At 48.9% G+C, this 22,027-nt stretch carries 23 protein-coding genes; 3 read left to right on the top strand and 20 right to left on the bottom strand.

The window, feature by feature from the left end; genetic code table 11:
- Positions 1-149: 149 nt before the first annotated feature.
- Together KZE55_RS03720 and KZE55_RS03715 are read right to left on the bottom strand one after the other, a co-directional pair.
- On the bottom strand, positions 150-539 hold the full coding sequence (locus KZE55_RS03720) for a hypothetical protein (protein ID WP_222259392.1): 390 nt from the start codon (positions 537-539) through the stop codon (positions 150-152).
- The gene (locus KZE55_RS03715) at positions 532-972 is read right to left on the bottom strand and encodes a DUF948 domain-containing protein (RefSeq protein WP_047769665.1); all 441 of its coding nucleotides are present in this window, start codon (positions 970-972) and stop codon (positions 532-534) included. The genes KZE55_RS03720 and KZE55_RS03715 overlap by 8 nt, the downstream gene beginning before the upstream one ends.
- Positions 973-1,108: 136 nt before the next feature.
- On the opposite strand from KZE55_RS03715, the gene KZE55_RS03710 reads away from it, so the two are divergent.
- Positions 1,109-1,987 (top strand): mechanosensitive ion channel family protein, encoded by an 879-nt coding sequence (locus KZE55_RS03710; RefSeq protein WP_222259390.1) that lies wholly within the window; start codon positions 1,109-1,111, stop codon positions 1,985-1,987.
- Entirely contained in the window at positions 1,977-2,810 is an 834-nt protein-coding gene (locus tag KZE55_RS03705) for an HAD hydrolase family protein (protein WP_222259388.1), read from the top strand. The genes KZE55_RS03710 and KZE55_RS03705 overlap by 11 nt, the downstream gene beginning before the upstream one ends.
- Before the next feature lie 102 nt (positions 2,811-2,912).
- Here KZE55_RS03705 and KZE55_RS03700 read toward each other — a convergent pair whose 3' ends face one another.
- Genes KZE55_RS03700 through murI form a run of 3 tightly spaced genes read right to left on the bottom strand, consistent with a single transcriptional unit; the run spans position 2,913 to position 4,827 of the window.
- On the bottom strand, positions 2,913-3,431 hold the full coding sequence (locus KZE55_RS03700) for a YfcE family phosphodiesterase (protein ID WP_222259386.1): 519 nt from the start codon (positions 3,429-3,431) through the stop codon (positions 2,913-2,915).
- Positions 3,431-4,024, bottom strand: coding sequence for an XTP/dITP diphosphatase (locus KZE55_RS03695; protein WP_222259384.1), 594 nt, complete (start codon positions 4,022-4,024; stop codon positions 3,431-3,433). Before KZE55_RS03695 ends, KZE55_RS03700 begins: the two co-directional genes overlap by 1 nt.
- Positions 4,021-4,827 carry a glutamate racemase gene (murI, locus tag KZE55_RS03690; RefSeq protein ID WP_222259382.1) on the bottom strand — a complete coding sequence of 269 codons (807 nt, stop codon included), beginning with the start codon at positions 4,825-4,827 and terminating at the stop codon, positions 4,021-4,023. Before murI ends, KZE55_RS03695 begins: the two co-directional genes overlap by 4 nt.
- Positions 4,828-4,969: 142 nt before the next feature.
- Here murI and KZE55_RS03685 point away from each other — a divergent pair, with 142 nt between their 5' ends.
- On the top strand, positions 4,970-5,539 hold the full coding sequence (locus KZE55_RS03685; RefSeq protein ID WP_222259380.1) for a DUF2507 domain-containing protein: 570 nt from the start codon (positions 4,970-4,972) through the stop codon (positions 5,537-5,539).
- Positions 5,540-5,629: 90 nt separating this feature from the next.
- Here KZE55_RS03685 and trxA read toward each other — a convergent pair whose 3' ends face one another.
- From trxA to mutL, 15 genes are all read right to left on the bottom strand, one after another.
- On the bottom strand, positions 5,630-5,944 hold the full coding sequence (gene trxA, locus KZE55_RS03680) for a thioredoxin (protein WP_222259378.1): 315 nt from the start codon (positions 5,942-5,944) through the stop codon (positions 5,630-5,632).
- 76 nt (positions 5,945-6,020) lie between these two features.
- Positions 6,021-8,393: an endonuclease MutS2 gene (locus KZE55_RS03675; protein WP_222259376.1), complete on the bottom strand. Its 2,373-nt coding sequence runs from the start codon at positions 8,391-8,393 to the stop codon at positions 6,021-6,023.
- Positions 8,394-8,406: 13 nt separating this feature from the next.
- Positions 8,407-8,934 (bottom strand): CvpA family protein, encoded by a 528-nt coding sequence (locus KZE55_RS03670; RefSeq protein WP_222259374.1) that lies wholly within the window; start codon positions 8,932-8,934, stop codon positions 8,407-8,409.
- A gap of 114 nt (positions 8,935-9,048) precedes the next feature.
- A complete protein-coding gene (locus KZE55_RS03665) occupies positions 9,049-9,357 on the bottom strand; it encodes a DUF1292 domain-containing protein (RefSeq protein ID WP_047770305.1) in 309 nt (102 codons plus the stop codon).
- A gap of 3 nt (positions 9,358-9,360) precedes the next feature.
- Positions 9,361-9,804, bottom strand: coding sequence for a Holliday junction resolvase RuvX (gene ruvX, locus KZE55_RS03660; protein ID WP_222259372.1), 444 nt, complete (start codon positions 9,802-9,804; stop codon positions 9,361-9,363).
- Complete coding sequence (locus KZE55_RS03655) at positions 9,801-10,070, bottom strand: IreB family regulatory phosphoprotein (RefSeq protein ID WP_047770297.1); 270 nt, start codon at positions 10,068-10,070, stop codon at positions 9,801-9,803. Before KZE55_RS03655 ends, ruvX begins: the two co-directional genes overlap by 4 nt.
- 225 nt (positions 10,071-10,295) lie before the next feature.
- Positions 10,296-12,950, bottom strand: coding sequence for an alanine--tRNA ligase (alaS, locus tag KZE55_RS03650; protein ID WP_222259370.1), 2,655 nt, complete (start codon positions 12,948-12,950; stop codon positions 10,296-10,298).
- 257 nt (positions 12,951-13,207) lie between these two features.
- Positions 13,208-14,581, bottom strand: coding sequence for a DEAD/DEAH box helicase (locus KZE55_RS03645; RefSeq protein WP_222259368.1), 1,374 nt, complete (start codon positions 14,579-14,581; stop codon positions 13,208-13,210).
- A 13-nt stretch (positions 14,582-14,594) separates the two neighbouring features.
- Positions 14,595-15,545 (bottom strand): DHH family phosphoesterase, encoded by a 951-nt coding sequence (locus KZE55_RS03640; RefSeq protein WP_222259366.1) that lies wholly within the window; start codon positions 15,543-15,545, stop codon positions 14,595-14,597.
- Positions 15,546-15,707: 162 nt separating this feature from the next.
- Positions 15,708-16,607, bottom strand: a complete 900-nt coding sequence (gnd, locus tag KZE55_RS03635) for a phosphogluconate dehydrogenase (NAD(+)-dependent, decarboxylating) (protein ID WP_222259364.1) — start codon at positions 16,605-16,607, stop codon at positions 15,708-15,710.
- Between the two features lie 145 nt (positions 16,608-16,752).
- Positions 16,753-17,205, bottom strand: a complete 453-nt coding sequence (gene yajC, locus KZE55_RS03630; RefSeq protein WP_222259362.1) for a preprotein translocase subunit YajC — start codon at positions 17,203-17,205, stop codon at positions 16,753-16,755.
- Between the two features lie 50 nt (positions 17,206-17,255).
- A complete protein-coding gene (locus KZE55_RS03625) occupies positions 17,256-18,332 on the bottom strand; it encodes a queuine tRNA-ribosyltransferase family protein (RefSeq protein WP_261313300.1) in 1,077 nt (358 codons plus the stop codon).
- The gene (gene ruvB, locus KZE55_RS03620; RefSeq protein WP_222259358.1) at positions 18,332-19,360 is read right to left on the bottom strand and encodes a Holliday junction branch migration DNA helicase RuvB; all 1,029 of its coding nucleotides are present in this window, start codon (positions 19,358-19,360) and stop codon (positions 18,332-18,334) included. Before ruvB ends, KZE55_RS03625 begins: the two co-directional genes overlap by 1 nt.
- A 12-nt stretch (positions 19,361-19,372) precedes the next feature.
- On the bottom strand, positions 19,373-19,969 hold the full coding sequence (gene ruvA / locus KZE55_RS03615) for a Holliday junction branch migration protein RuvA (RefSeq protein ID WP_222259356.1): 597 nt from the start codon (positions 19,967-19,969) through the stop codon (positions 19,373-19,375).
- Between the two features lie 19 nt (positions 19,970-19,988).
- Entirely contained in the window at positions 19,989-22,019 is a 2,031-nt protein-coding gene (mutL, locus tag KZE55_RS03610) for a DNA mismatch repair endonuclease MutL (RefSeq protein WP_222259354.1), read from the bottom strand.
- Positions 22,020-22,027 lie beyond the last annotated feature (8 nt).

Below are 22,027 nucleotides of genomic sequence, written 5' to 3'. Positions count from 1 at the left end.
TCTTTATTGATATATCAGTTTTTCATAATTTTTCATAACTATACTAATATAGCAAATTTCCCAAGACATATCAATAATTTTAGTTATTAAAAATGCCTGGTAGACAGTTTTTAGTGGACTGTCTATCAAGCATTCTTTTAACTGTAAACTTACTCTTCATGCGTTGCGTCGATAACAATGTCATCGTCTGCATCGTTCTCTTTTTCGTGAGCCTTAGCCAACTTCTTGCGGATTGCAGCGGTTTGCTTGTCAAATTCGTCGTTTGTCAAGTGGTCTAGTACCTGGTCCTTTGTCTTTTTGACCTTCTCGGTGGCCGCTTTGACGTTATCAGTCACGCCATTATCATCCATTTCGGCCAACTTTTTGTCAACAATATCAAGAGCATTCAGTGCGTAGTCGGTGACGTAATCAGCAATGTCACCCATCTTAGCGTTTGCCCTTTCCTTTAGCAATTGGCGTTTCCTTTCTGGAATGAGCGCCCAACTGGCTGCGGTGGCTGCTCCGCCTAAAATAATTCCGGCAAATAACTTCTTACTCATTACTGTTAACTCCTTTCTTATTAGCCCGGTGTGTTCGATAACGACCAACAGCACCAATAATTGCCGCCTTTCCGGCACTCTTCAGCAAACTAATCCCCAACTTATTTTTCTCCCGTTGGGCATTTGCCTTATCAACCATGGTGTGCAGGTGGTCATTAATGTCAACCACACTTTGGCTCACATCCGCCACAGCCTGAACTGCCGGGTTGAGCTTATTGGACTTTTTATTAATGTCCTCTAACAGTGAGTTCGTGTTACCGAGAACTTCTTCAACTTCCTTACTCAGGTTATCCATATCGCGGGTCAGCAGGGAGATACTGTGGTTGGTCTCCTTCATGGTCTTACTCAGTTGGTTAACCAGGATGCACAGAAAAACAACCAAGATCAAAAAAGCAATTGCCGCAATCAACCCTGCCAATTCACCAAACGTCATTAAGTGCCGCCTCCTTTAATTTCTTTACTTAATGACTAGAATAGCACAACTGACCGTTAAACGACAATTCCCCTATCGACATTAATACCCAGAAGTTGTTACAATTGAGTGGATTCATTTAAAGGGGGAAATTCTTATGATTGTTGGTGCGGGTAACGCCCAATTCAATAAACAGCTGGAACAGGTTCGCCGAGCGTTTACCGACCTGTCCTGGGAACAGATTTCGCGGCAGATTCTCAACAAGCTGCTCCTTATCTTCATTACTGCCGCCTTATTCTTCATTATCTTGTGGTTAGGGCGCGTAATTATCAACCACCTGTTTCGTGAGTCCAATAAATATCAACTGCTAAGAAACAAGAACCGCCTGGCAACTATTCGGGCCCTGACCCTTAACATCTATCGTTACACTTGCTACTTCTTTTTCCTGTACGCCATTCTTTCTGAAATTGGTGTCCCCGTGGGTACCCTCATTGCCGGAGCCGGTATTTTCAGCATTGCTCTTGGCCTTGGGGCCCAGGGCTTCGTCAGCGACGTTGTTAACGGCTTTTTTATCTTGCTAGAACAGCAACTTGATGTTGGTGATACCGTTGAACTGGGGCAAATAAAAGGAACCGTAACCGCCCTTGGTATCCGCACAACCCAGATCACCAGTGCGGACGGGACTTTAAACTTCATCCCCAACCGACAAATTACCATTGTCCGCAACTTTTCCCGCAATGATGTGGTCACCAATGTCGACATTTTTATTGCTCCTAACGCCAAGATCGACCAGGTGAAGGCTATTGTTGACCGGGTTAACACCCAATTAATCGACACCACCCCCGACCTGCAGACGGAACCAGTAGTTGTTGGTCCCGTCACTGTCAATGCACAACTTGTCTTCCGGGTGACAATTACCGTCACAAGCGGTACCCAATCAAAGGTTTCCAGTAAGTTTCTCGCTGCTTACCTGCGCGAACTTCATGCTGCCAACGTGCCCCTTTCCTGGGAAGGGAGGGGACACCATGAAAATTAAGATGATTGCAACCGACCTCGACGGAACATTTCTGCGTGACAACCACACTTATAACCACCGCCTCTTCAAGAAGGTCTTTCGCCAACTACAAAAAAGGGGGATTCGCTTCGTTGCCGCTAGCGGTTCTAGCTACCCCCGTTTAAAACGTGAATTTGCCCCCTACGTTGACCAGATGGGCTTTGTCTCCCAAAACGGTTCCGTAATCCACCTGGGCGATAAATTGATTCAGGACTACCCAATTGACTCTCGGGCCCTGGCACGGGTAATGCACGTGCTGGACCGCTACTACGGTCCTCGTGACATCAACCAGTTAGTAGTTTCGGGGCCCATTCATTCCTATGTCGACCAGACGATGGACGACCATAATTTTAAAATCGTAAAAACCTTTTACGAAGAGGTTCACCGGGTTCCAGACATTCGCCACATCTTTGTAAGCTCCCCTGATGAGGAGTTCACCAAAATTTCCATCAACTTTGCTAACCATGTCAACCTGGCACGGGTGGCGGCTACCCTGGATAACTTTCTCCCGGCATCGCTTATCATTGAAAATTCTGGATTTAACACCGACCTGATTGGTAATGCCCACGGGACAGAGCGCAACGGACTCGCCCTGTTGCAGGACTACTTTGCTTGTGCCCCTAGTGAAATCGTGACCTTTGGTGATAACGAAAACGATCTCGGGATGTTGGCAATGACCGCCCAGAGTTACGCAATGCAAAATGCCCACCAAGTTATTCGGATGCAGGCTGGTCACGTTACCACTGCTGATAACAACCATGATGGGGTTCTAAAAACAATTCAACAGATTCTTAAAAATAATTAGCTGCTATGGTGAGGTATCCCCAATCCGCCAGTAAACGTAAACGGCCTTCAGTGTTTGAAAACCCAAACACTGAAGGCCGTTTTCTATCTTCCTGGATGATTTCTAACGCGAAAACTCAACATGTAAGTCGGGAACGCGGTGCATCTGCCGATCGTAAAAATCAACTACAAACGCATGCGGGTCAGCATCGATGACTGCAAAGGTTCCACCAATGTCACGATACGGTCCCCGCGGCAGCGAAATACTCCCGGGGTTAATAACCAGCATTCCGTGGTCAACCATGGCCCCCAACTGGTGGGTGTGACCATAACAGATTACGTCCGCCCCAGTTGATGCTCCCTTTAGCATCAACGGAGTCATAGTAAAGTTGACCCGGTAGTGGTGACCATGGGTAATAAAAAAGTGCTGTCCTGCCTTTTCAATAACCTGGTCTCCCGGATAGCCGAGGTGCCAATCATTATTTCCCGCCACCCCAACAAAATTTTTCATCAATGAGTCAGTTGAATCAATTTCTGAATCCCCACAGTGAATCATCAGGTCTACCTGCCCCTGCCACTCATTGACAATCTGGGAAAGGATCTGTCGATCACCGTGATTATCACTTACTACTAACGCCTTCATTATGCCTGCCACCATTCTGCAAACTGGTCCATAAAAACCCGGAGTGCCCGGCCACGGTGACTGATTTGGTTCTTTTGATCAGCGGTCAATTCCGCCATTGAACAGTCGTAACCGTCCGGCATAAATAAGGGATCATACCCAAAGCCGTTGTTGCCGCGTGCCTTTTGGAGAATTTTACCGTCAACTCGGCCCTCCGTCACCAGCTTTGCCCCGTCCGGCTTGAGGGCCAGAATTGTGGTATGAAAATGAGCCGTCCGTTGTTCACCTGGAACATTGGCTAACTCACGTAGTAATTTGGCGTTATTAGCGGCATCGTCATGGTCACCTGCATAGCGGGCAGAATGAACTCCTGGAGCGCCATTTAAAGCGTCTACCACTAGGCCGGAGTCATCGGCCATCACGGGCAAATTAAGGGCTGCTACGGCTGTCTGGGCCTTAATCAAGGCATTTTCTGCAAAGGTTTGCCCATCTTCATTAATCGTAATTGGCGGAAAATCGGCAAGCGTCTTGATTTCAACATCAAAGGGGGCAAACATCTTTCGGTATTCACGGGCCTTACCGGCATTTTTCGTCGCCACTACTAACATCTTCATCTCGTTACCTCCAAATCAATGTGACTGCAGGAATCGTACTGACCGCCGAGCCATAACTGAGCCCCGTTAACCAGGTCCGTGGTCTTACCGGTCGTGTACAATTCAACGACTGGTGCGCGGCCAGTATTCTCACCATCACTAACCTTCAACGCTGTCTGGACATGCTTAACAGTTTCAAAGGCCGGATCAACCAGTTTTACTGCTGGACCAAGGGTGTGTTCAATCTCTTTTCTCAGAAACGGGAAATGCGTACACCCCAGGATCAAGGTTTGAACGCCCTTTCCCTTAAGTGGTGCTAACTCTTGATCAACCGTCCGTTGAGCCGTCGTGGTCCCCGTTTGACCATGTTCAACGATTGAAACTAGTGGCTGGGCTGCCTGACTGACAACCCGGATATTTGCCGCCGTCAAGCCCTTGATGGCATGGTCATACGCGCCATTTTTAATGGTCGATTCGGTCCCGATAACACCAATTGTCTGGGCCCCACTTGCTAATGCCGCCTGGGCGCCCGGCTTAATGACCCCAATCACGGGAATTGACAACTGCTTTTGAAGGGTTGGCAATGCCGCTGCCGTTGCTGTATTGCAAGCAATCACCATCATCTTCGCACCCTTTTCCTGTAAAAAGCGGCCAATCGCTGATGCCAACTGCCGGATTTCTGCCTGACTTTTGGTTCCGTAGGGAAAGTGCCCCTGGTCACCAACAAAAATCAACGACTCACCTGGCATCTCCCTTTGTAATACCCGGAGAACCGATAAACCGCCTAAGCCAGAATCCATCATTCCGATGGGTCGTTTATCCATTTCTGCCACCTCACTGTTTTATTTAGAAATACTTGAAACTACATTATCGGTTTAATTTGTAAGTTTTGCAAGTTAAGGCTGCTAAGGTCCCGGTTTTTAAGTATAATAGTAACTGATTTTAAAAAAGGAGCAAAACGAGATAATGAGTCAAAAACTTTACGACCAACTAATTAACAGCCCCCAGGGCTTGAATACAGGAACGTTTCGTGACGTCATCCTTCCCGCCATTCTGGGGAAAGAGACCGATGAGATGCTCTACTGGATTGGTAAGGACCTGGCACGGCAATACCCCGTAGCCACAACTAACGACCTTATCACTTTGACCCGGCAGCTCGCCTTTGGTGACCTTACCCTGGTAAAGAAAACCACTACTAGTCAAATTTGGCGACTTGGTGGTCCGGTGATCGTCAACCGGATCAGTCGTGATGACGAAGAAACCTCCTTCGGTTTAGAATGCGGTTTCCTCGCCCAGGAGGTTGAATTTCAGCTGAATACAATTGTTGAGGCTAAGGTTAACGACCGTCACCATGACTATGTTGAAATTCTCCTGGAAAACGACCCCCAAACTAAGAGTAGTTCTGAACGAAACGAGTTAGTCACCTTTATCCAACTCCAGGGCGCCCCAGCAGAAAAGCAGTCCGGGGACGAAAAAGAAAAGCCATCCCGTCTGCAACGGTTAAAGCATGGTAAGAAAAAGTCAAAGGAAAAGTAGGACACCCTGAAAATAAACGAAACGGTCCTGACCGTCTGGCAGATGCCAAATGGCTAGAACCGTTTTTTGTATCGTATTTAAGATAAATTACTAGTCAGCGTATTGTTGCAAAATCTGTTTGAGTTGTTCTGCCGGGTGATAGCCGACAATTTGGTCAACAACCTGACCGTCTTTTTTAACCATCAGTGTTGGAATACTCATGATTTGGAAGTGGCGGGCAGTTTCCGGGTTTTGGTCAACGTCCATCTTAAAGAAGTTGATGTTCGTCATATCCTCTGATAAAGCTTCGACAACTGGTGACTGCATTCGGCATGGTCCACACCAAGTTGCCCAAAAATCAATTAGCACAACTCCATTTGCCGTATCTTTTTCAAATGTTTGATCGGTTGTAACGTTTACTGCCATTTTGTTAACTCCTCTCGTTTTCTATACACCTATTCTACCAGAGCTCATTTTTAAAGTCACCACATTTGCTTACTTATTATAAGTTAACAATAGTGGCGCCGTCACCACCATTATTTGGTGAGGCATACGAAAAAGACTTAACACGGGGGTTGCTCTGCAGGTATTGCTGGGTCCCCTTTCGCAAGGCCCCTGTACCTTTACCGTGAATAATCGTTACTGAGGACAGATTATTCAAGAGGGCGTGGTCGATGAAGTTACTTAATTCACCCATTGCTTCCTCATAACGATGACCCCGGAGGTCAAGCCGGGCAGAAGTCCGCCGCGTTTGGGTTGTCCGCACCGCTGGCTTTTGCGGCTGCGTCGTCTTATCCTTAGGCAGGTCTTTTTTAGCAACCTTCTCAAGGTCTCGTTCATCAATCTCCATCTTCAGGATTCCAATCTGAACTTCCCACTTATGGTTTCCCCGCCGGTTAAGCAGTTCGCCATACTGGCCATATGACTTTACAAGGACACTGTCGCCCTTGTGAAGGTCATGCTTGGCCTTCGCCCGTTTAAGGACGGAATTATTTTTTAGCCGGGGATTCTCCTGGTGGAGGGCGTTAAGGGCCCCCTGGGCGTCAATTAATTGGTTCTCCTTGACGTTGGCCCCTTGCTGAACCTCTAACTGGCGGAGGTGGTGAATGATCCGGTTAGCCTTGCGTTTAGCCATTGATACCTGGTGGTTAGCCTTTGAGCGTGCTTGGTCAAACAGCTTGTCACGTTGTTCATTGAAGCGATCAAGTTTCGCGGTTAATTCCTTTTCCTTTGCCTGGTTTTGGGCAACTAGCTTAGTCAACCGCTCGTTTTCTTCCCGGGCCGCACGCCGTTGTTCGACCAAGTCACCAATCATCTTATTCAAATCCTGACTGTCATCACTGACCAGTGACCGGGCCTCATCGATGATTGTCGTTGAGATACCAAGCCGTTGGGCAATTTCCAGTCCGTTTGACCGTCCCGGAATGCCAAGCAGGAGGCGGTAAGTTGGCTTCAACGTTTCCTGGTCAAACTCCATGCTGGCGTTAATTGTCTTGGCCCGGTCATAACCATAGACCTTGAGTTCTGGATAGTGGGTAGTGATTACCACCATGCTCCCCTTGGCCCCAATGGCATCGAGAATGGACATTGCTAGTGCCGCCCCTTCTTTCGGGTCCGTCCCGGCACCTAGTTCATCCAAGAGGACCAGGCTGCGGTTGGTGATTCGGTCAAGAATTGCCTTCACATTATCCATGTGCCCGGAAAAGGTACTCAGATTTTGTTCCAAGGATTGTTCATCCCCGATATCGGCAAAGATATTGTCGAACACGGCAATCGTACTCCCCTCTTCGGTCGGAATAAACAATCCCGACTGACCCATCAGCTGAATGATTCCCAAGGTCTTTAGAGTAATAGTCTTACCACCGGTATTGGGCCCCGTGATGATAATCACCTGGTAGTCTTCACCAATCTTAATGTCATTAGCGACCACCTTATCACGGGCAATCAGGGGGTGACGGGCCTTACGAAGGTTAACCACGTTATCTCGTGAGAGTAACGGTAGGCTAGCCTTCATCTGGTGGGCCAAGGCGGCCTTCGCATTTACGAAGTCCAGGTGACCCAGCAGTTGCTCGTTATTTAAGATGTCATGCCGGTAGGGTGTGATGAGCGCCGACAGCTCGGCGAGGACTCGCAGAACTTCCTGCTTTTCCTCAATCTGAGCCTGCCGCAAGCGGTTATTATCCTCCATCACTGCCCCCGGCTCAATGTAGAGGGTCTGGCCACTCGCACTCTGGTCATGCACCACCCCACCGAACTTATTCCGGTAACGGGCGAGGACGGGAATAACGAACCGGTCATTACGTACCGTCACGATTGGCTCGCTCAAATACTTAGCGTTCCTCCCGGTGGTGTAGTGGTCCATTTGCTGGCGAATCTCATCTTCTGTCTTCGTAATCAGCTGACGGATACCGTGTAGTTTGGGGGAGGCTTCATCCGTAATTCGCCCGTCCGGGTCAACCGATTGAATTAGCCGCCGTGTTACGGAAGGAATGGTTACGAGACGGTCGACAACCCCTTCAAGGACCCGTAGTTTAATCTTCTTCTCCCGCATCTGGTCAAAGAAGTTCTGCACACTCATGCTGGCTTGAAGGACCCTTGTCACCTGTGCTAATTCGGTCCCGTTTAGGTTGGCACCAATCCGCAACCGCTTCATTTGTGGCTTAACATCTGCTAATTTAGGAAGGGGGATCCCACCTTCTAGACGCAAGATATCGGCCCCATCGGTGGTTTCTTCCAGCATCTGGTGAACCGTGTCAAAATCCGTTGCCGGCATTAATGCTGCCAGTTCCTGCCGGCCCGCTGCGGAAACCAGGTAGTTGGCAAGTGACGCCTTGATCTGATTAAACTCAAGTGTTTCAATAATTTTGTGATTCATACTTAACTTCCTTTTAGCCAATTGTCTGTAATAATAAATGAGCTAAAACTGGTGTCTGGTTAATAATCAACCGGGCCAAGCCGGAGTTAGCAATCTGCATTTGCCACCACCCTGCTGGCCACAACTGGGTAACCGCCAGAACCAGGAAAATAATGATGTAACCAATTACCAGGGACAGAACCCCACCGGCGAGGCGGTCCACCGTCCCAATAATGGGTACCCGCTTAATCCAGCGCAGTTGGCGGATCCCCCAGTGACAAATGATGGAAACTGCGGTAAACACCAGGAGAAAGGCGATCCCCCGGCTGAAAAAGGCACTCGTATCGACCGCCGAAAGAATTGCGCTTGAATAAGAGGCCTCATCCGTAACATTTGGCAAGAGGTGGCTTAACCATGCCCCGAGCATTGGTGCGACCGTCTTGGCAGCAAGCCAACTGACAATATATGTCCCGGTATACAGGACCATCATGATTAAACCCTTGCGGTGTCCATTTATAAAACAACCAATCAAAATTAAGATAATTAACGTGGTTAAAATCATTTTCCTGCCCCACTAATCCGTGGGAGAATCCTCCCACAAGTATAAAGAGGCTTCTAGTGTTCGACGGTGCCGAGCGCTAGGAGCCCTTCTTTATTCTTTATTATCACCATAAATTTATGCGTTGAAGTTACCGTCATCGTCAAGGAAGGTATTCAAGACCTGCTCAACCATATCCCATTCTTTGTCGTCTTCAATTGGAACAAGGTCTTGGCCGTCGCCATCTTTGTTATCAGCAACAATGTAGGCCTGGATATCCACTGAGTCATCATTTTCCTGTTCTGCTGGGTAAATAAAGATATAGGACTTGCCATAATCATCCGAATCGAAGGTGAACAGTTCCTTAAAGAGTTGTTCGTTACCATCCTCATCGATCAAGGTAATCAGGTTATCGTCGTTATTTTGCTTTTTACTCACTCTAATCATCCTTTATTTTAGTTTTTGTACTAGTCGGCCGTGACGATCAAGGTAACTCTGCAGGATAAAGGTTGCGGCAACCTCGTCAATAACTTTTTTTTGCTTTGCCCGTGAGATATCAGCTTCCTCAACTAGCATCCGGTGGGCTTCAACCGTCGTTAAGCGTTCATCCTGGTAGTCAACAGGGATATCTGGGAAACGTTTCTTTAATAGGTCACCGTAATGCTTAGAAGCATCTACCCGGGGGCCTTCCGTATTATTCATATTCTTTGGCAGACCGAGAACAAAACCAGCGACCTGTTCCCTGCTGACTAACTCAGCAACCCGGTCAATACCAAAGACCTCTTCATCCTCATTAATGGGGATGATTTCCACCGCTTGTGCTGTCCAGCCCAAAGGATCACTAACGGCAATTCCAACAGTCTTTGAACCAACGTCTAACCCCATTAACCTCATTTAGTCTCACCGTTATTCTTCAGGTACGACCGAACTAATTCCTCAATAATTTCATCACGTTCATGTTGACGAATTAGGTTCCGCGCATCATTTAACCGCGGAATGTATGCTGGGTCTCCAGATAGCAGGTAACCAACGATTTGGTTAATCGGGTTGTAACCCTTCTCCTCTAAAGACTCGTAAACCGTCTTTAGCGTCTGCTTAATATCTTCTTGACGTTCTTGGCCGAAGTCAAAGAACATCGTCTTATCATTATTGGTAGTCATCAATCGTCACCTCCACGTAGTCTCTTAAATGAATATTTTACTATAATAACCCATAAAGCACAATTATAGTGTTTATTGGAAATTAGCTTTCTCCCGTTCAGCCCGACTAATTTAGGGGACCACTTATATAAAGCTTTCAGCGGGCAAAAAAGTTCCTTAAGAAGCGCGAAGAGGTCTTTAGTATTCAGAATTTCCGAATGCTAAAGACCTTTCGCATACTGTAATTTACTTGTTCAAATATTCCTTAGCCAGCTTAAGGGCGTCTTGAATTCCTTCTGGCTTCTTACCACCAGCTTGGGCGAGGTTTGGTCGACCACCGCCGCCACCGTTAATTGCCTTGGCAATAGCTTTGATCAGGTCACCGGCCTTTAAGCCAGCCTTAACCCTATCATCACTGACCGCAACCAGTAGGTTAGCCTTACCGTCGTTTGCGGTCCCTAAGACAAGGACGTCGGAAAGCTTCTTTGCCCGCCAAGAATCAGCCAGTTGCCGTAACTGGCCCATTCCAGCAACCTTGACTTCGGCAGCAATCAGTGTACCACCCTTTGTTTCCTCAACGTTATCAAAGACGCTGTTGGCTTGCTGGGCAGCAATCTTGGCTTGCAGAGCTTCAACCTGCTTATTAGCCTGCTTTAACTCGTTCTGCAAACTAGCAACCTGGTGAGGGACTTCCTTAATTTGGGCCACCTTCAAATCACTAGCGACTTTTTCCAGCATTGTGTTCCGCTTTTGTAAGAAATCGTAGGCGTCACTTGAAGTAACTGCTTCAATCCGCCGAATACCGGCACCAACGCCCCCTTCAGAAACAATCTTAAAGAGGCCCAGTTCGTTGGTGTTCTTGACGTGGTCACCACCACAGAACTCGGTGTTGTAATCACCAATCTTAACAACCCGGACCTTATCACCGTACTTGTCGGAGAAGAGAGCAATAGCGCCCATTTCCTTGGCAGAGTCAATATCAGTTTCAATGGTCTTAACTGGAATCTCCTTAAAGATCTGCTCGTTAACCATCTTTTCCACCGCGGCCAAGTCCTTGGCTGTAACCTGGCCAAAGTGGTTGAAGTCAAAGCGGAGGTAGTGCTCTTCAACTAAGGAGCCGGCCTGCTGAGTATGCCCACCGAGGACATTCCGCAATGCTTGGTCCAACAGGTGGGTTGCCGTATGGTTCTTTTCAATCTTCAAGTGACGAAGACGGTCCACAACCAGCTTGTAGCGGGCACCCTTCTTTAGTGGGGACTTCAGCTCAATTCGATGCAGGTTTTGCTGGTTTGGTGCGTGCTGAACATCGACAACCCGACCAACCGTGTTTCCGTAGTTATCAATAATGTCACCAGTATCGGCAACCTGACCACCCATCTCGGCGTAGAATGGGGTCTTGTCAAAGATAACTTCGATATCATTGTCACCTGGTTGGGCGCTGTCGGCCTGCTTGCCGTCATGGGCTAGGCCAATCACCTTGGCATCATTGACCGTCAAGTCAGTGTAACCAACGTATTCGCTAGGGTCCTTAAATTCTGTCCACAGGTCGGTCTGAACACCCATCCCGTTATCCATGTCACGAGCATTTCGCGCCCGGTTTTGCTGTTCAGTCATTGCGGCTTCGAAGCCCTTCTGGTCAACGGTGAGGCCTTCATCGGCAGCGTATTCCTTCGTCAACTCAATTGGGAAGCCATAAGTATCGTAAAGTTTGAAGGCGGTCCGCCCATCGATTTCGTTCGTCCCATCCTTTTTGGCCTGCTCGATAACGTTATTCAACAGGTTGAGTCCACCATTCAAGGTCGCACTGAAGCGGTCTTCCTCAGACTTGATGACAGAGGAAATGTAGTCAGCGTTCTTCAATACTTCTGGGTAATAGTCCTGCATAATCTTACCAACGGTTGGGACCATCTTAGCCAAGAATGGCTTATCGATACCCAGCTTCTTGCCGGCAACAACTGCCCGCCGTAACAACCGCCGGATGACGTAACCCCGTCCCATATTGGATGGCAGGGCCCCATCACCGATTGCAAAGGTAATCGTCCGAATGTGGTCCGCAATGATCTTGAATTGGATATCGTCAGCCTTATTGGCCCCGTACTTCTTACCAGCGGAGAAGTCTTCCGTCTGCTTGATCAGCGGCATAAACAAGTCGGTCTCAAAGTTGGTTGGGGCGTTTTCAAAGATTGAAACGACCCGTTCTAGCCCCATCCCAGTATCAATGTTTTTGTGCGGCAGTGGTTCGTAAGTGTTTTCTGGCGTGTGGTTGAACTGACTGAAGACAATGTTCCAGATTTCCAGGTAGCGTTCGTTTTCACCACCAGGATAGTTTTCGGGATCATCATCTGCTAAGTTATTGAATTCCTGCCCCCGGTCATAAAAGATTTCCGTATCTGGACCAGAAGGACCCTGACCAATATCCCAGAAGTTATCTTCGTCCGGAATCAGGTGGTCCTTTGCAGCACCAACTTCACGCCACTTGTTATAAGCATCGTGATCCTTTGGGTAGTAAGTAATATAAAGACGTTCAGGGTCAAAGCCAAACCACTTGTCACTGGTCAGCAGTTCCCAGGCCCAGGGAATAACTTCATTCTTGAAGTAATCACCTACTGAGAAGTTCCCCAGCATTTCAAACATGGTGTGGTGCCGCGCCGTCTTACCCACGTTTTCAATATCGTTAGTCCGAATACTCTTTTGTGAAGACGTCATCCGCGGATTTTCCGGAACGACCTTCCCATCGAAGTACTTCTTCATCGTGGCGACCCCAGAGTTGATCCATAGCAAGGTTGGGTCATTAACTGGCACCAAGGATTGACTTGGCATAATCTTGTGACCATGTTCCTTAAAGAATTCCAGATACATGCGCCGTACTTGCGCACTGTTAAGCTTCTTTAGCTTTTTCACTGTCCTCTTCCTTTCCAAAAACAAAATCCACCCTTGCTAACAGAGACGCCCAACTGACGCGGTACCACTCTGCTTGCAACGATGGATTTCGTTTACCTCTTTAATCCCGGTTAAACCGGGTTATATTCAAATTATTAAGAATGGGGAGCACCACCACAATACTCTCGACTGTCACAGCACCCCAGTCGTTTCTGAAAGTAGTATTTGTAATGGCATATCCCAAACGAACCATATTATAGCGAACCCGGCAGAAAAAATCAACGGCCGTTTCGCTCCCGGCGGTGTTGACGTTGTCGCTGCCGTTTAACCTTCCGCATCTTGTGACGCATCTCAAGCTTCCGCTTTTGCTGTTCATCCTCTTTGATTGCCCGCTTGATCCGTTTCTTGTAGCCCGGCTTGACTTTCCGCTTGGCCTTCTTGACATAGCTCTTCATGGACGGATCAAGTTCTTCTTTCCGGTGCTTAAACTTTTTGCGCCGGTTCCGGTCGTGGGTCGTGACAATGCGACCACCCTTTAATTCTTTAGGAACAAAGGTGATCCCACGATCTTCCAGCTTAGCAATTAGGTCGTCTTCGGCGGGCTCGTAAAGGGTAATTGCGATTCCCTTCATCCCGTTTCGGCCCGTCCGGCCAACCCGGTGAACAAAGTACTCTAGATCAGTTGGCAGGTCGTCATTGATCACCAAGGAGACCCCGTCAATATCGATTCCGCGGGCCGCCAGGTCGGTCGCCACAACATACTGGAAGTCGAGGTTACGAATCTGTCGCATGGTCCGCTTTCGCCGTCGGGGCTCAAGGCCCCCATGAATCATTGCCACCTTTAGGCCCTGCTCACTCAGGTACCGGGTTAATTCTTCCACCCGTTCCTTCGTGTTAGCAAATACCAGCGCCAGATAAGGTTCACCAAGGGTCAAGAGACGATAGATCAGCTGGTTCTTATTCTTTCCCTTGGTAGACATTAACCAGTTCTCAACATCGGGATTGATCACCGTCGCGGTCGGAATTTCTTCCATCACTGGATTTTTCATGTACTTTTTCAAAAATGGCCGTAGCTTTTGGGGAATCGTTGCCGAAAAGACCATCATCTGGAGGTCTTCTGGAAAGTGACTAGCAATTTGGTCAACCGGCTCCAAGAATCCCATATCAAGGGTCATATCAGCTTCATCAACCACGAACATCGTCGCTGTGTGGATATCAAGGAACTGGGACTTAATCAGGTCAAGTATCCGACCTGGCGTCCCAATCACTAGTTGTGGTTGCTTACGCTCCAATTGGTCAATCTGGTGCTGCTTATCCGTACCCCCAACATAGTTGTGAATTGTCAACGGCTGGTCAGCAAACTTATTTAGCTGCTTGGCGGCATTGTAGATCTGGTAAGCTAACTCACGACTAGGGGTGGTGATCACTGCCTGGACACTTTGGTCGCCTTCTTGAATCCGTGAAAAGATCGGCAAGAGAAAGGCGTGAGTTTTCCCGCTCCCGGTCGCCGACTGACCGACGACACTCTTCCCCTTCATAATTTCCGGGATCACCCGTTCCTGAACAGTTGTCGGGGTATGAAAATTAATAGCCGTAACGGCCATGACCAGGTAGGGTTTCAAATTAAAGTCGTTAAATGTTTTATCTGACATTGGTAATCCTCTCTTACTTTTGGGTTTGGGTCAACTGGTCCAGTTCCGCAATTACCTGCTTAATCTCTGCCTCATCCTTTGCCTTGGCCCCACTGGCAAGCGGGTGGCCACCACCATCATGATGCTTAGCTAGCTCATTGATAACCGGTCCCTTTGACCGTAGGCGGATTCGGTAGTGGTCGTCCTCCTGCTGGACAAAGACTGCCCAGGCACTAACGCTTTTAACCCGGCCCGGTAACGAAACCACGGCAGACGTTCCTGCCTCAGTCAAACCAAACTTTTTCAAGATTTCATCCGTCAAGACAACATAGGCCGCCCCGTGGTCGAGGATTGTTAAGTGCTCATAAACGTAGGCCGATAAACGGGCAACTGGCAAACTAATCTCGTCCTCGCGCCGGCTGATAGCTGCTGCATCAGCCCCGGCAGCCATCAGGGCACCAGCCACTAACATCGTCCGCGGGGTCGTTGCCGGGTACAAGAAGCGTCCAGTATCACCAATGATTCCCGCATAAAGGGCGTGAGCCGCCTTCTTCGGTAAGGTCAATTCGTCAGCAAAGCGCTGGTAAAAGTCGTAAATCATCTCTGAACAACTGGATGCTGCCGGCTGAACCCACATTAAATCACCGAATGGTTCATCATTCGGGTGGTGGTCGATCTTGATCAACTTATCCCCGTTATTAAAGCGGCGGTCATCGATTCGCGGTGCATTAGCGGTATCCGTGACAATCACTAGAGCGTCATCAAAGGTGGCACTGCTGATGTCGTCCATCGTCCCAATCCAGTCAAATCCCGGGATGTGTTTACCAACTAGGTAAACTTGCTTGTAGGGAAACGATGCCTTGAGGATTTCTCCCAAGCCGACCTGGGAGCCAATTGCGTCCGGATCGGGGCGCTGGTGACGGTGAATAATGATTTTGTTGTACTTCTTGATTTGCTTAAAAATTTCGCCAAGTTGATCAGCCATGGTTATTTCTGCTCCTTAAATTTGAAATATCTAACAATTAAGTATACCAAAAAAAGACTGTTAACCAAAATCTGATGGTGTAAAGAAAACCCGCTTCATTCGAATCGACCGAACAAAGCGGGTTATTTTCGTCAAGCACTGGTGCTTAACAATATTAAATTACTAATTCTTATCAACAGCGTGACCACCGAAACCGTTCCGCAGAGCGGCAACGACCTTACCATCAAAGGTGTCTTCTTGCATTGACTTGAAACGTGCACAGAGGGCTTCATAGATAACTGGTGTTGGAACGCTGTGGTCCATGGCGTCGGCAATCGTCCAGTGCGCTTCACCAGAACTGTGCATCCGACCTTGAATCTTATCCAGGTGCGGGTCCTTTTCAAAGGCATCTTGAGCCAGTTCCATCAGCCAAGAACGAATTACGGAACCGTGGTTCCAAAGCTTGGCAACGGCAGCGTTATCGTAATTGAAGTCAGAAGCTTCCAGAATTTCGAAGCCTTCACCGATGGCTTCCATCATCCCGTATTCAACACCGTTGTGAACCATCTTCAGGTAGTGACCAGAACCAGCCTTACCAGTGTAAAGGTAACCATCCTTTTGAGAAATACCTTCAAAGAGTGGGCGAATCCGTTCAAAGACATCCTTGTCATCGCCACCGATCATGAAGTTACCACCTTCAAGGGCACCACGCCAGCCACCTGAAGAACCACAGTCAAAGTAGTGGATCCCCTTTTCAGTCAGCATCCGGTTGTGCTTCAAGGAGTCCTTCCAGAAAGTATTCCCCCCGTCGATGACAACGTCGTCAGCGGAAAGCTTAGCGGCAAGTTGTTCCATCGTTGCATCCGTTGGCTTACCAGCTGGAACCATCACCCAGATTGTCCGTGGAGTGGCTAACTTTTCAACCATTTCGTCAAGGGTGGAGGCAGTTTGGGCACCGTAAGAACCGGCTTCCTTAACTGCGTCCTTGTTGAGGTCAAAAGCAACGACATCGTTGTCATTACGCAACATATTTTGAGCAAGGTGAATACCCATCTTACCCAAACCAATCAATCCAATTTGCATCTAAAATTCCCTCCTGTGATTTAACAGTCTTGTCAAAGAAATGCTGGCTTTGACAAGTGTAAAGAAACTAAAGGGCTTTCAAAAGAAAAGCCCTCAACTAATCAACAGTTAAGAGTTTCGCACGTTTTCACAAATTAGTCAATTATTATTTTGCTTGCTCACCAGCATCGCTGTCGTCAGCCGGCTTGCTGTCAGCTTTTTCTTCCTCAGCAGGTTTTTCAGCAGCCTTTTCTGCGGCAGAATCTTCACTTGCAGTCTTCTTTTCAGCGGGCGCAGCGGTTGAGCTCTTTACCACCCGGGCAATTGCAACCATGTCGAAGGTCAAGTAAATTCCTTCACAATCTAAAGTAACTGTGCGGTCTTCCTTGTTGATGCTGTCGATCTTACCATGGAGACGACCGATGGTGACAACTTCGTCCCCCTTGTGCATGTCATTCATCATTTCTTGGTGTTGCTTCCGTTGCTTCTGTTGTGGCCGAATCATGAAGAAGTACATTAACGCAATCATCAGGATGATCAGGATAAAGCTGGAGAAGGTAGCACTAGAAGAAGATGCCCCCAACGTTAAGAAGTCTAAAATGTTCACGATTATTTCCATTCCCTTCAAAAATTTTCATATTCAACTGTAACAAACTTTCAGTAAAAAAGCTACTCTAGCTCGTCAATCGCCCATTTAGCAGCCAGATCATGGACCACGTCAGCGCTGATCGCCTGTCGAGCTGCACTCGCAAGTTGGTTCAGGGTATAGAGGTTATGGACCATCAAGAGGCGGTCACCAAGAGCTGCCCCCTGGCCACAAAGCTGGTGAAGGTAGGACCGGCTATAGCCTGCCTGGCAAACTGGGCACTGACAACTGGCATCAATTGGTCGCTGATCAGTGACAAAGTGCTGTTTGTCAAGATGGAGTCGTTTAGTCTGCACAAAGGCAACATGGTGGCGGGCCTCTACTACGGCACAGTCACTATCAACCAGGTCGTATCCCGCCAGCATCGCGATTAGGGTGCCCTCCAGCGAGTTGTTTCCGGTCAAGTAATGAAGCCCCTGCTCCGGCAGCATGGTTAGTACCTCTTGCAATAGGCGAACCTGTTCGCGCAGCTTCACGTTGTTACCAATTCCTTTCACTGCGTACCCAGCACACGACTGACGACTAGCAGCCTGGGCACTTATCATTCGGACCCGCTTTAATCCGCCACCAACAACCGACGCCAAAATGCCATCTGTTGGCTTCCCCAGCCAGGAAGCCGTCTGTGTTGCTGCCGCTTTTAAATCATCCACCGGCGCATAGTAGTCACTCCAGCGATCAAAGCTTGTCACAAAGTCACAACCCAGCTCTTTTTGCCATTCTAGCGCCGCTTCAGGCGTGTAAAACTTTAACTGCCCTAATTGGGGGTCATGAAAACGTACTCCATCCTTCTTTTTGCCCCGTGGTTTGGCCCATTGGTAGGCCTGGCTAGTCCCCGGGTCACCGATAATTAGTCCCGACCAGTGCAAGCGCTGGTGGAGGTCACCAAACTCAGCGGCCTTCGTCCCACTTAACCAGTAGTCAAAGGCCTCCTGCTTAATTGCCTGACCACCGAGTTTGGCAATTTCTTGGGCCAAAAGGCTTTTCACTGTCAGCCCGGCATGAACCACCAGCGGTGTCTGCAGCGCCTGACACCTAACCTGCAGCTGTCCCGTGCGGCCCATCCTAGCCCGGTGTTTAATCGTAAAATTAATTTTTTCCATCATCCCTCCCCCTTTGAATCAGGGTAGTTGATTCTCAAGTGCGCGTAGGCCGCTGGCGTAACCATCCGTCCTCGCGGTGTGCGACTGATAAAACCAATCTGTAAGAGGTAGGGCTCATACATCTCCTCGATGGTGCTCGTCTCTTCACCAATGTTAGCCGCAATCGTCTTTAGGCCAACCGGTCCTCCGTGATAGTAGTTGATCATTGTCAAAAGCATTTTGCGGTCAACCTCGTCCAAGCCGTGGCTATCAACTTGCAGCAAGTCAAGGGCCTGTTTAACCGTTGCCGAATCAATACTAGGCTTTTTGGCTACTTGTGCGAAGTCACGGACCCGTTTTAAAAGGCGGTTAGCGATCCGGGGCGTTCCCCGTGACCGCAGAGCCAACTCGTGGGCACCGGCCTCCTCGATCTTGCTGTTAAAAATCTTGGCAGACCGGAAAATAATCTGTTTTAGCTCGTCCTGGTTATAGTAGTTCATATGTTCAACAATTCCAAAGCGATCACGTAGCGGTGCGGACAACATCCCCGCTCTTGTGGTAGCCCCAATCAGGGTAAATGGTGGCAGGGGGAAGTGCACCGGGTGGGCGGTCGGTCCCTCGCCGACCACGATGTCAATGTAGTAGTCCTCCATTGCCGAATAGAGCATTTCCTCAACCACCTTGGGGAGGCGGTGAATTTCGTCAATAAAAAGAACATCCCCCGGTTGTAGCTCGTTAAGCAGGGCAACCAGGTCCCCCGGCTTCTCAATCGCCGGGCCACTGGTGGTCTTAATGTTGACGTGCATCTCGTGGGCAATTACCATCGCCAACGTGGTTTTCCCCAGGCCGGGTGGGCCATAAAGTAAGACGTGGTCAAGCGCTTCTTCCCGCTCCCGGGCAGCCTCGATATATACCCGGAGCTTTCCTTTTACCTGCTCTTGACCAATATAGTCATCCAGGTTTTGGGGACGGAGGGTCAATTCCATCTGCTCCTCGGCCTCGTCTTGGGCATGGTCAGATAAAACTTTATTTTTATTATCTTCGCTCACAGCAAAATCTCCTTAGTTGAGTAATCGTAAGGCACTCCGTAAGTACTCATCCGTTGTTTTCTGCTTATCTTGCAGGTGTTTTTTAACTTTCTTTACATCCCGCTCCTTGTATCCCAAGGCCTTCAGGGCGGCTAAGGCATCGGCAAGGGCAGGATTTTCATCAGCCACTTCCTGGTCATCAGTCGCAAAGAGCGGCCCAGTGGTTGCCACCGCCGTAATCTTGTCCTTCAGGTCGAGGACAATCTGAGAAGCGGTTTTCTTCCCGATTCCCGGGAACTTAGTTAGGTAGCCGATGTTGTTATTAGCAATCGCATCAATTAGCCCCTGGTGGTCCGGATTGGCCAGGATCGCTAGGGCACTCTTAGGGCCAATTCCGGAAACGTTAATTAGCTGCATAAACAGTTGCTTTTCGTCCTGGTCATTAAAGCCAAAGAGGGAGATATCATCGTCGCGGACAGCCTGATAAACGTAGACCCGAACCTGCTTTTGGGGGTCTTCATTAAAGCGATAAGGGTTGGCAACAAGCAGCTTGTATCCTACCCCGTTAACGTCAATTACGATGTATTGGGGGGCCACGATACTAACCACCCCGGTTAAATATTCATACACTGAAACTATTCTCCTTTAGTTAAAAGTCGTGATCATCAAAATCATCCGCATACGGAACGTGCGATTCCTGAATTCGTTTAAACATCTTCTCTAAGTCCCGGTCATTGAAGTGAACCGTCACTGGCCGACCATGGGGGCAGTTGAAGGGATTCTCGCACTGGGGCAAGCGCCTTAATAGGGCCCGCGCTTCCCGGTCATCCAAGTGGTGGTTAGCCTTAATGGCCCGCTTACAGCTCATCATGATCGCCGTCTTCATACGGAATTGACGAACCGTTAACTTCCCATCCTTGAGCAACCAGTCAATCATTTCCTTGACCGTATCCTCTTCTTGCCCCTCCTTAAACCAGGTCGGGTGGGAGCGAAGAATGAAGCTGTTCTGACCAAAGGATTCCAGGTGGAGACCGACACTAGCCAAAAGGTCAATGTGGTTATTGATGCTCATCGCATCGACCGTTGAATAGTTCAAGACCAGGGGGACCAGGAACGTCTGCTGGTCCGGACTCACCTGACCAATCTCCTTTCGGTACCGCTCGTAGTTGATCCGTTCCTGGGCTGCGTGCTGGTCCACAATGTAGAGACCGTCACTAGCCTGAGCTAATAGAAAAGTCCCCTGAAGCTGACCAATATACTGAAGGTCGGGAAAGCGTCCCTGTGCTCGGTCACTCTTATCGTGAACGTCCAGTTCCATGTTTTCGGCCTTAGCTGACGGTGTCGGTTGGGGTTGCGGGTCGGTTTCACCAAATGGGACGGCTGCACCTTCGTTTTGGTAGCGCGCATCAAACTCCCTCATTGGAGCGGAATTTAATTCTCCGGCCTTATGAATGATCACCGGGGCGCTAACTTCCCCATCGGTATCTTCGGCATGGGCAACCGCAGCCTTACCATCATCCATACTGGGCGCTTCCTCGCGGAGGGCAGGTTGCGAAACAGTAGCCGTACTTGTCGATCGCGGTTGGGTAACGTTGTAGGGATGGGCGGCCTCTTTTAAGCGGCGCTGCAAATCACTAACCACGTCTTTGACTGGCGGCGTGAAGGCCTGGGCGTCGACATCGGGAATCAGATTCTCGGTCGCAATCCGGTTACGAATTGTTTGTGAAATCAGTTTGGTGAGTTGGGGCTCCTTACTAAGACGTACCTCCCGTTTAGCGGGGTGAACGTTGACATCGACGAGGACTGGATCTAAATCAACGTTAACAACCACAACTGGATAACGCCCCACCATCAGCTTTGATTCGTATCCCTGAATAATTGCCTTGGTGAGTTCAAAATTCCGAATATAGCGGTGGTTAATTGTAATGGTGATGTACTGGCGTGAAGCCCGGGTCAGCTCCGGAAGGGAGACATAGCCCGTCACCTTAAAGTCATCATCTTCCCCACTGATTGGTAGCATCTTTCTTCCGGCCTGAATACCATAGATTGCAGCAACTACCTGTTGGAGGTTCCCGTTGCCGGCAGAACGAAAAATTTCCTTTCCGTTATGGGTAAAACTGAAGGCCACGCCGGAATTTGCCAGCGCCAGTCGGTTGATAATGTCAGTAATTCGGGCTAGTTCAGTATGGGGAGACTTTAGATACTTTAAGCGGGCGGGCGTGTTGTAAAAGAGGTCGGTAACCCGGACGTCCGTTCCCCGCCGGGCTGGGGCAGGCTTATTAGCGAGCGTTTCCCCACCCCGGATGTGGATCATCGCCCCCGCATTTTCCCCTTCCTGGGCGGTTGTTAATTCAACGTCTGCTACCGAAGCAATGCTGGGCAATGCCTCACCACGAAAGCCCATCGTCTGCACGCGAAAGAGGTCCTTGCGGCTGCTGATTTTACTGGTAGCGTGCCGCCGAAAGGCCAGCGGCACGTCATCTTTTGCGATTCCAATTCCGTCATCGATCACCCGGATACTATCGAGACCGGCGTTTTCAACAATAATGTCAATCCGCTTGCTGTCGGCATCCAGTGAGTTTTCAACTAGTTCCTTAACAATTGAGGCCGGGCGTTCAATGACCTCCCCGGCAGCAATCTGGTCCGCTAAGACACTATTTAATTCGTGAATCTGGCCCATTTTATCCA

The organism is Limosilactobacillus panis (assembly GCF_019797825.1).
Classification (GTDB): Bacteria; Bacillota; Bacilli; order Lactobacillales; family Lactobacillaceae; genus Limosilactobacillus; species Limosilactobacillus panis_A.
This window is presented reverse-complemented; position numbering and strand designations above follow the sequence as displayed.

Bases quoted from the DNA above. Each gene is read 5' to 3' on its own strand.
- KZE55_RS03720 (WP_222259392.1), bottom strand. From the start codon at position 539: ATGAGTAAGAAGTTATTTGCCGGAATTATTTTAGGCGGAGCAGCCACC.
- KZE55_RS03715 (WP_047769665.1), bottom strand. From the start codon at position 972: ATGACGTTTGGTGAATTGGCAGGGTTGATTGCGGCAATTGCTTTTTTG.
- KZE55_RS03710 (WP_222259390.1), top strand. From the start codon at position 1,109: ATGATTGTTGGTGCGGGTAACGCCCAATTCAATAAACAGCTGGAACAG.
- KZE55_RS03705 (WP_222259388.1), top strand. From the start codon at position 1,977: ATGAAAATTAAGATGATTGCAACCGACCTCGACGGAACATTTCTGCGT.
- KZE55_RS03700 (WP_222259386.1), bottom strand. From the start codon at position 3,431: ATGAAGGCGTTAGTAGTAAGTGATAATCACGGTGATCGACAGATCCTT.
- KZE55_RS03695 (WP_222259384.1), bottom strand. From the start codon at position 4,024: ATGAAGATGTTAGTAGTGGCGACGAAAAATGCCGGTAAGGCCCGTGAA.
- murI (WP_222259382.1), bottom strand. From the start codon at position 4,827: ATGGATAAACGACCCATCGGAATGATGGATTCTGGCTTAGGCGGTTTA.
- KZE55_RS03685 (WP_222259380.1), top strand. From the start codon at position 4,970: ATGAGTCAAAAACTTTACGACCAACTAATTAACAGCCCCCAGGGCTTG.
- trxA (WP_222259378.1), bottom strand. From the start codon at position 5,944: ATGGCAGTAAACGTTACAACCGATCAAACATTTGAAAAAGATACGGCA.
- KZE55_RS03675 (WP_222259376.1), bottom strand. From the start codon at position 8,393: ATGAATCACAAAATTATTGAAACACTTGAGTTTAATCAGATCAAGGCG.
- KZE55_RS03670 (WP_222259374.1), bottom strand. From the start codon at position 8,934: ATGATTTTAACCACGTTAATTATCTTAATTTTGATTGGTTGTTTTATA.
- KZE55_RS03665 (WP_047770305.1), bottom strand. From the start codon at position 9,357: ATGATTAGAGTGAGTAAAAAGCAAAATAACGACGATAACCTGATTACC.
- ruvX (WP_222259372.1), bottom strand. From the start codon at position 9,804: ATGAGGTTAATGGGGTTAGACGTTGGTTCAAAGACTGTTGGAATTGCC.
- KZE55_RS03655 (WP_047770297.1), bottom strand. From the start codon at position 10,070: ATGACTACCAATAATGATAAGACGATGTTCTTTGACTTCGGCCAAGAA.
- KZE55_RS03645 (WP_222259368.1), bottom strand. From the start codon at position 14,581: ATGTCAGATAAAACATTTAACGACTTTAATTTGAAACCCTACCTGGTC.
- KZE55_RS03640 (WP_222259366.1), bottom strand. From the start codon at position 15,545: ATGGCTGATCAACTTGGCGAAATTTTTAAGCAAATCAAGAAGTACAAC.
- gnd (WP_222259364.1), bottom strand. From the start codon at position 16,607: ATGCAAATTGGATTGATTGGTTTGGGTAAGATGGGTATTCACCTTGCT.
- yajC (WP_222259362.1), bottom strand. From the start codon at position 17,205: ATGGAAATAATCGTGAACATTTTAGACTTCTTAACGTTGGGGGCATCT.
- KZE55_RS03625 (WP_261313300.1), bottom strand. From the start codon at position 18,332: ATGGAAAAAATTAATTTTACGATTAAACACCGGGCTAGGATGGGCCGC.
- mutL (WP_222259354.1), bottom strand. From the start codon at position 22,019: ATGGGCCAGATTCACGAATTAAATAGTGTCTTAGCGGACCAGATTGCT.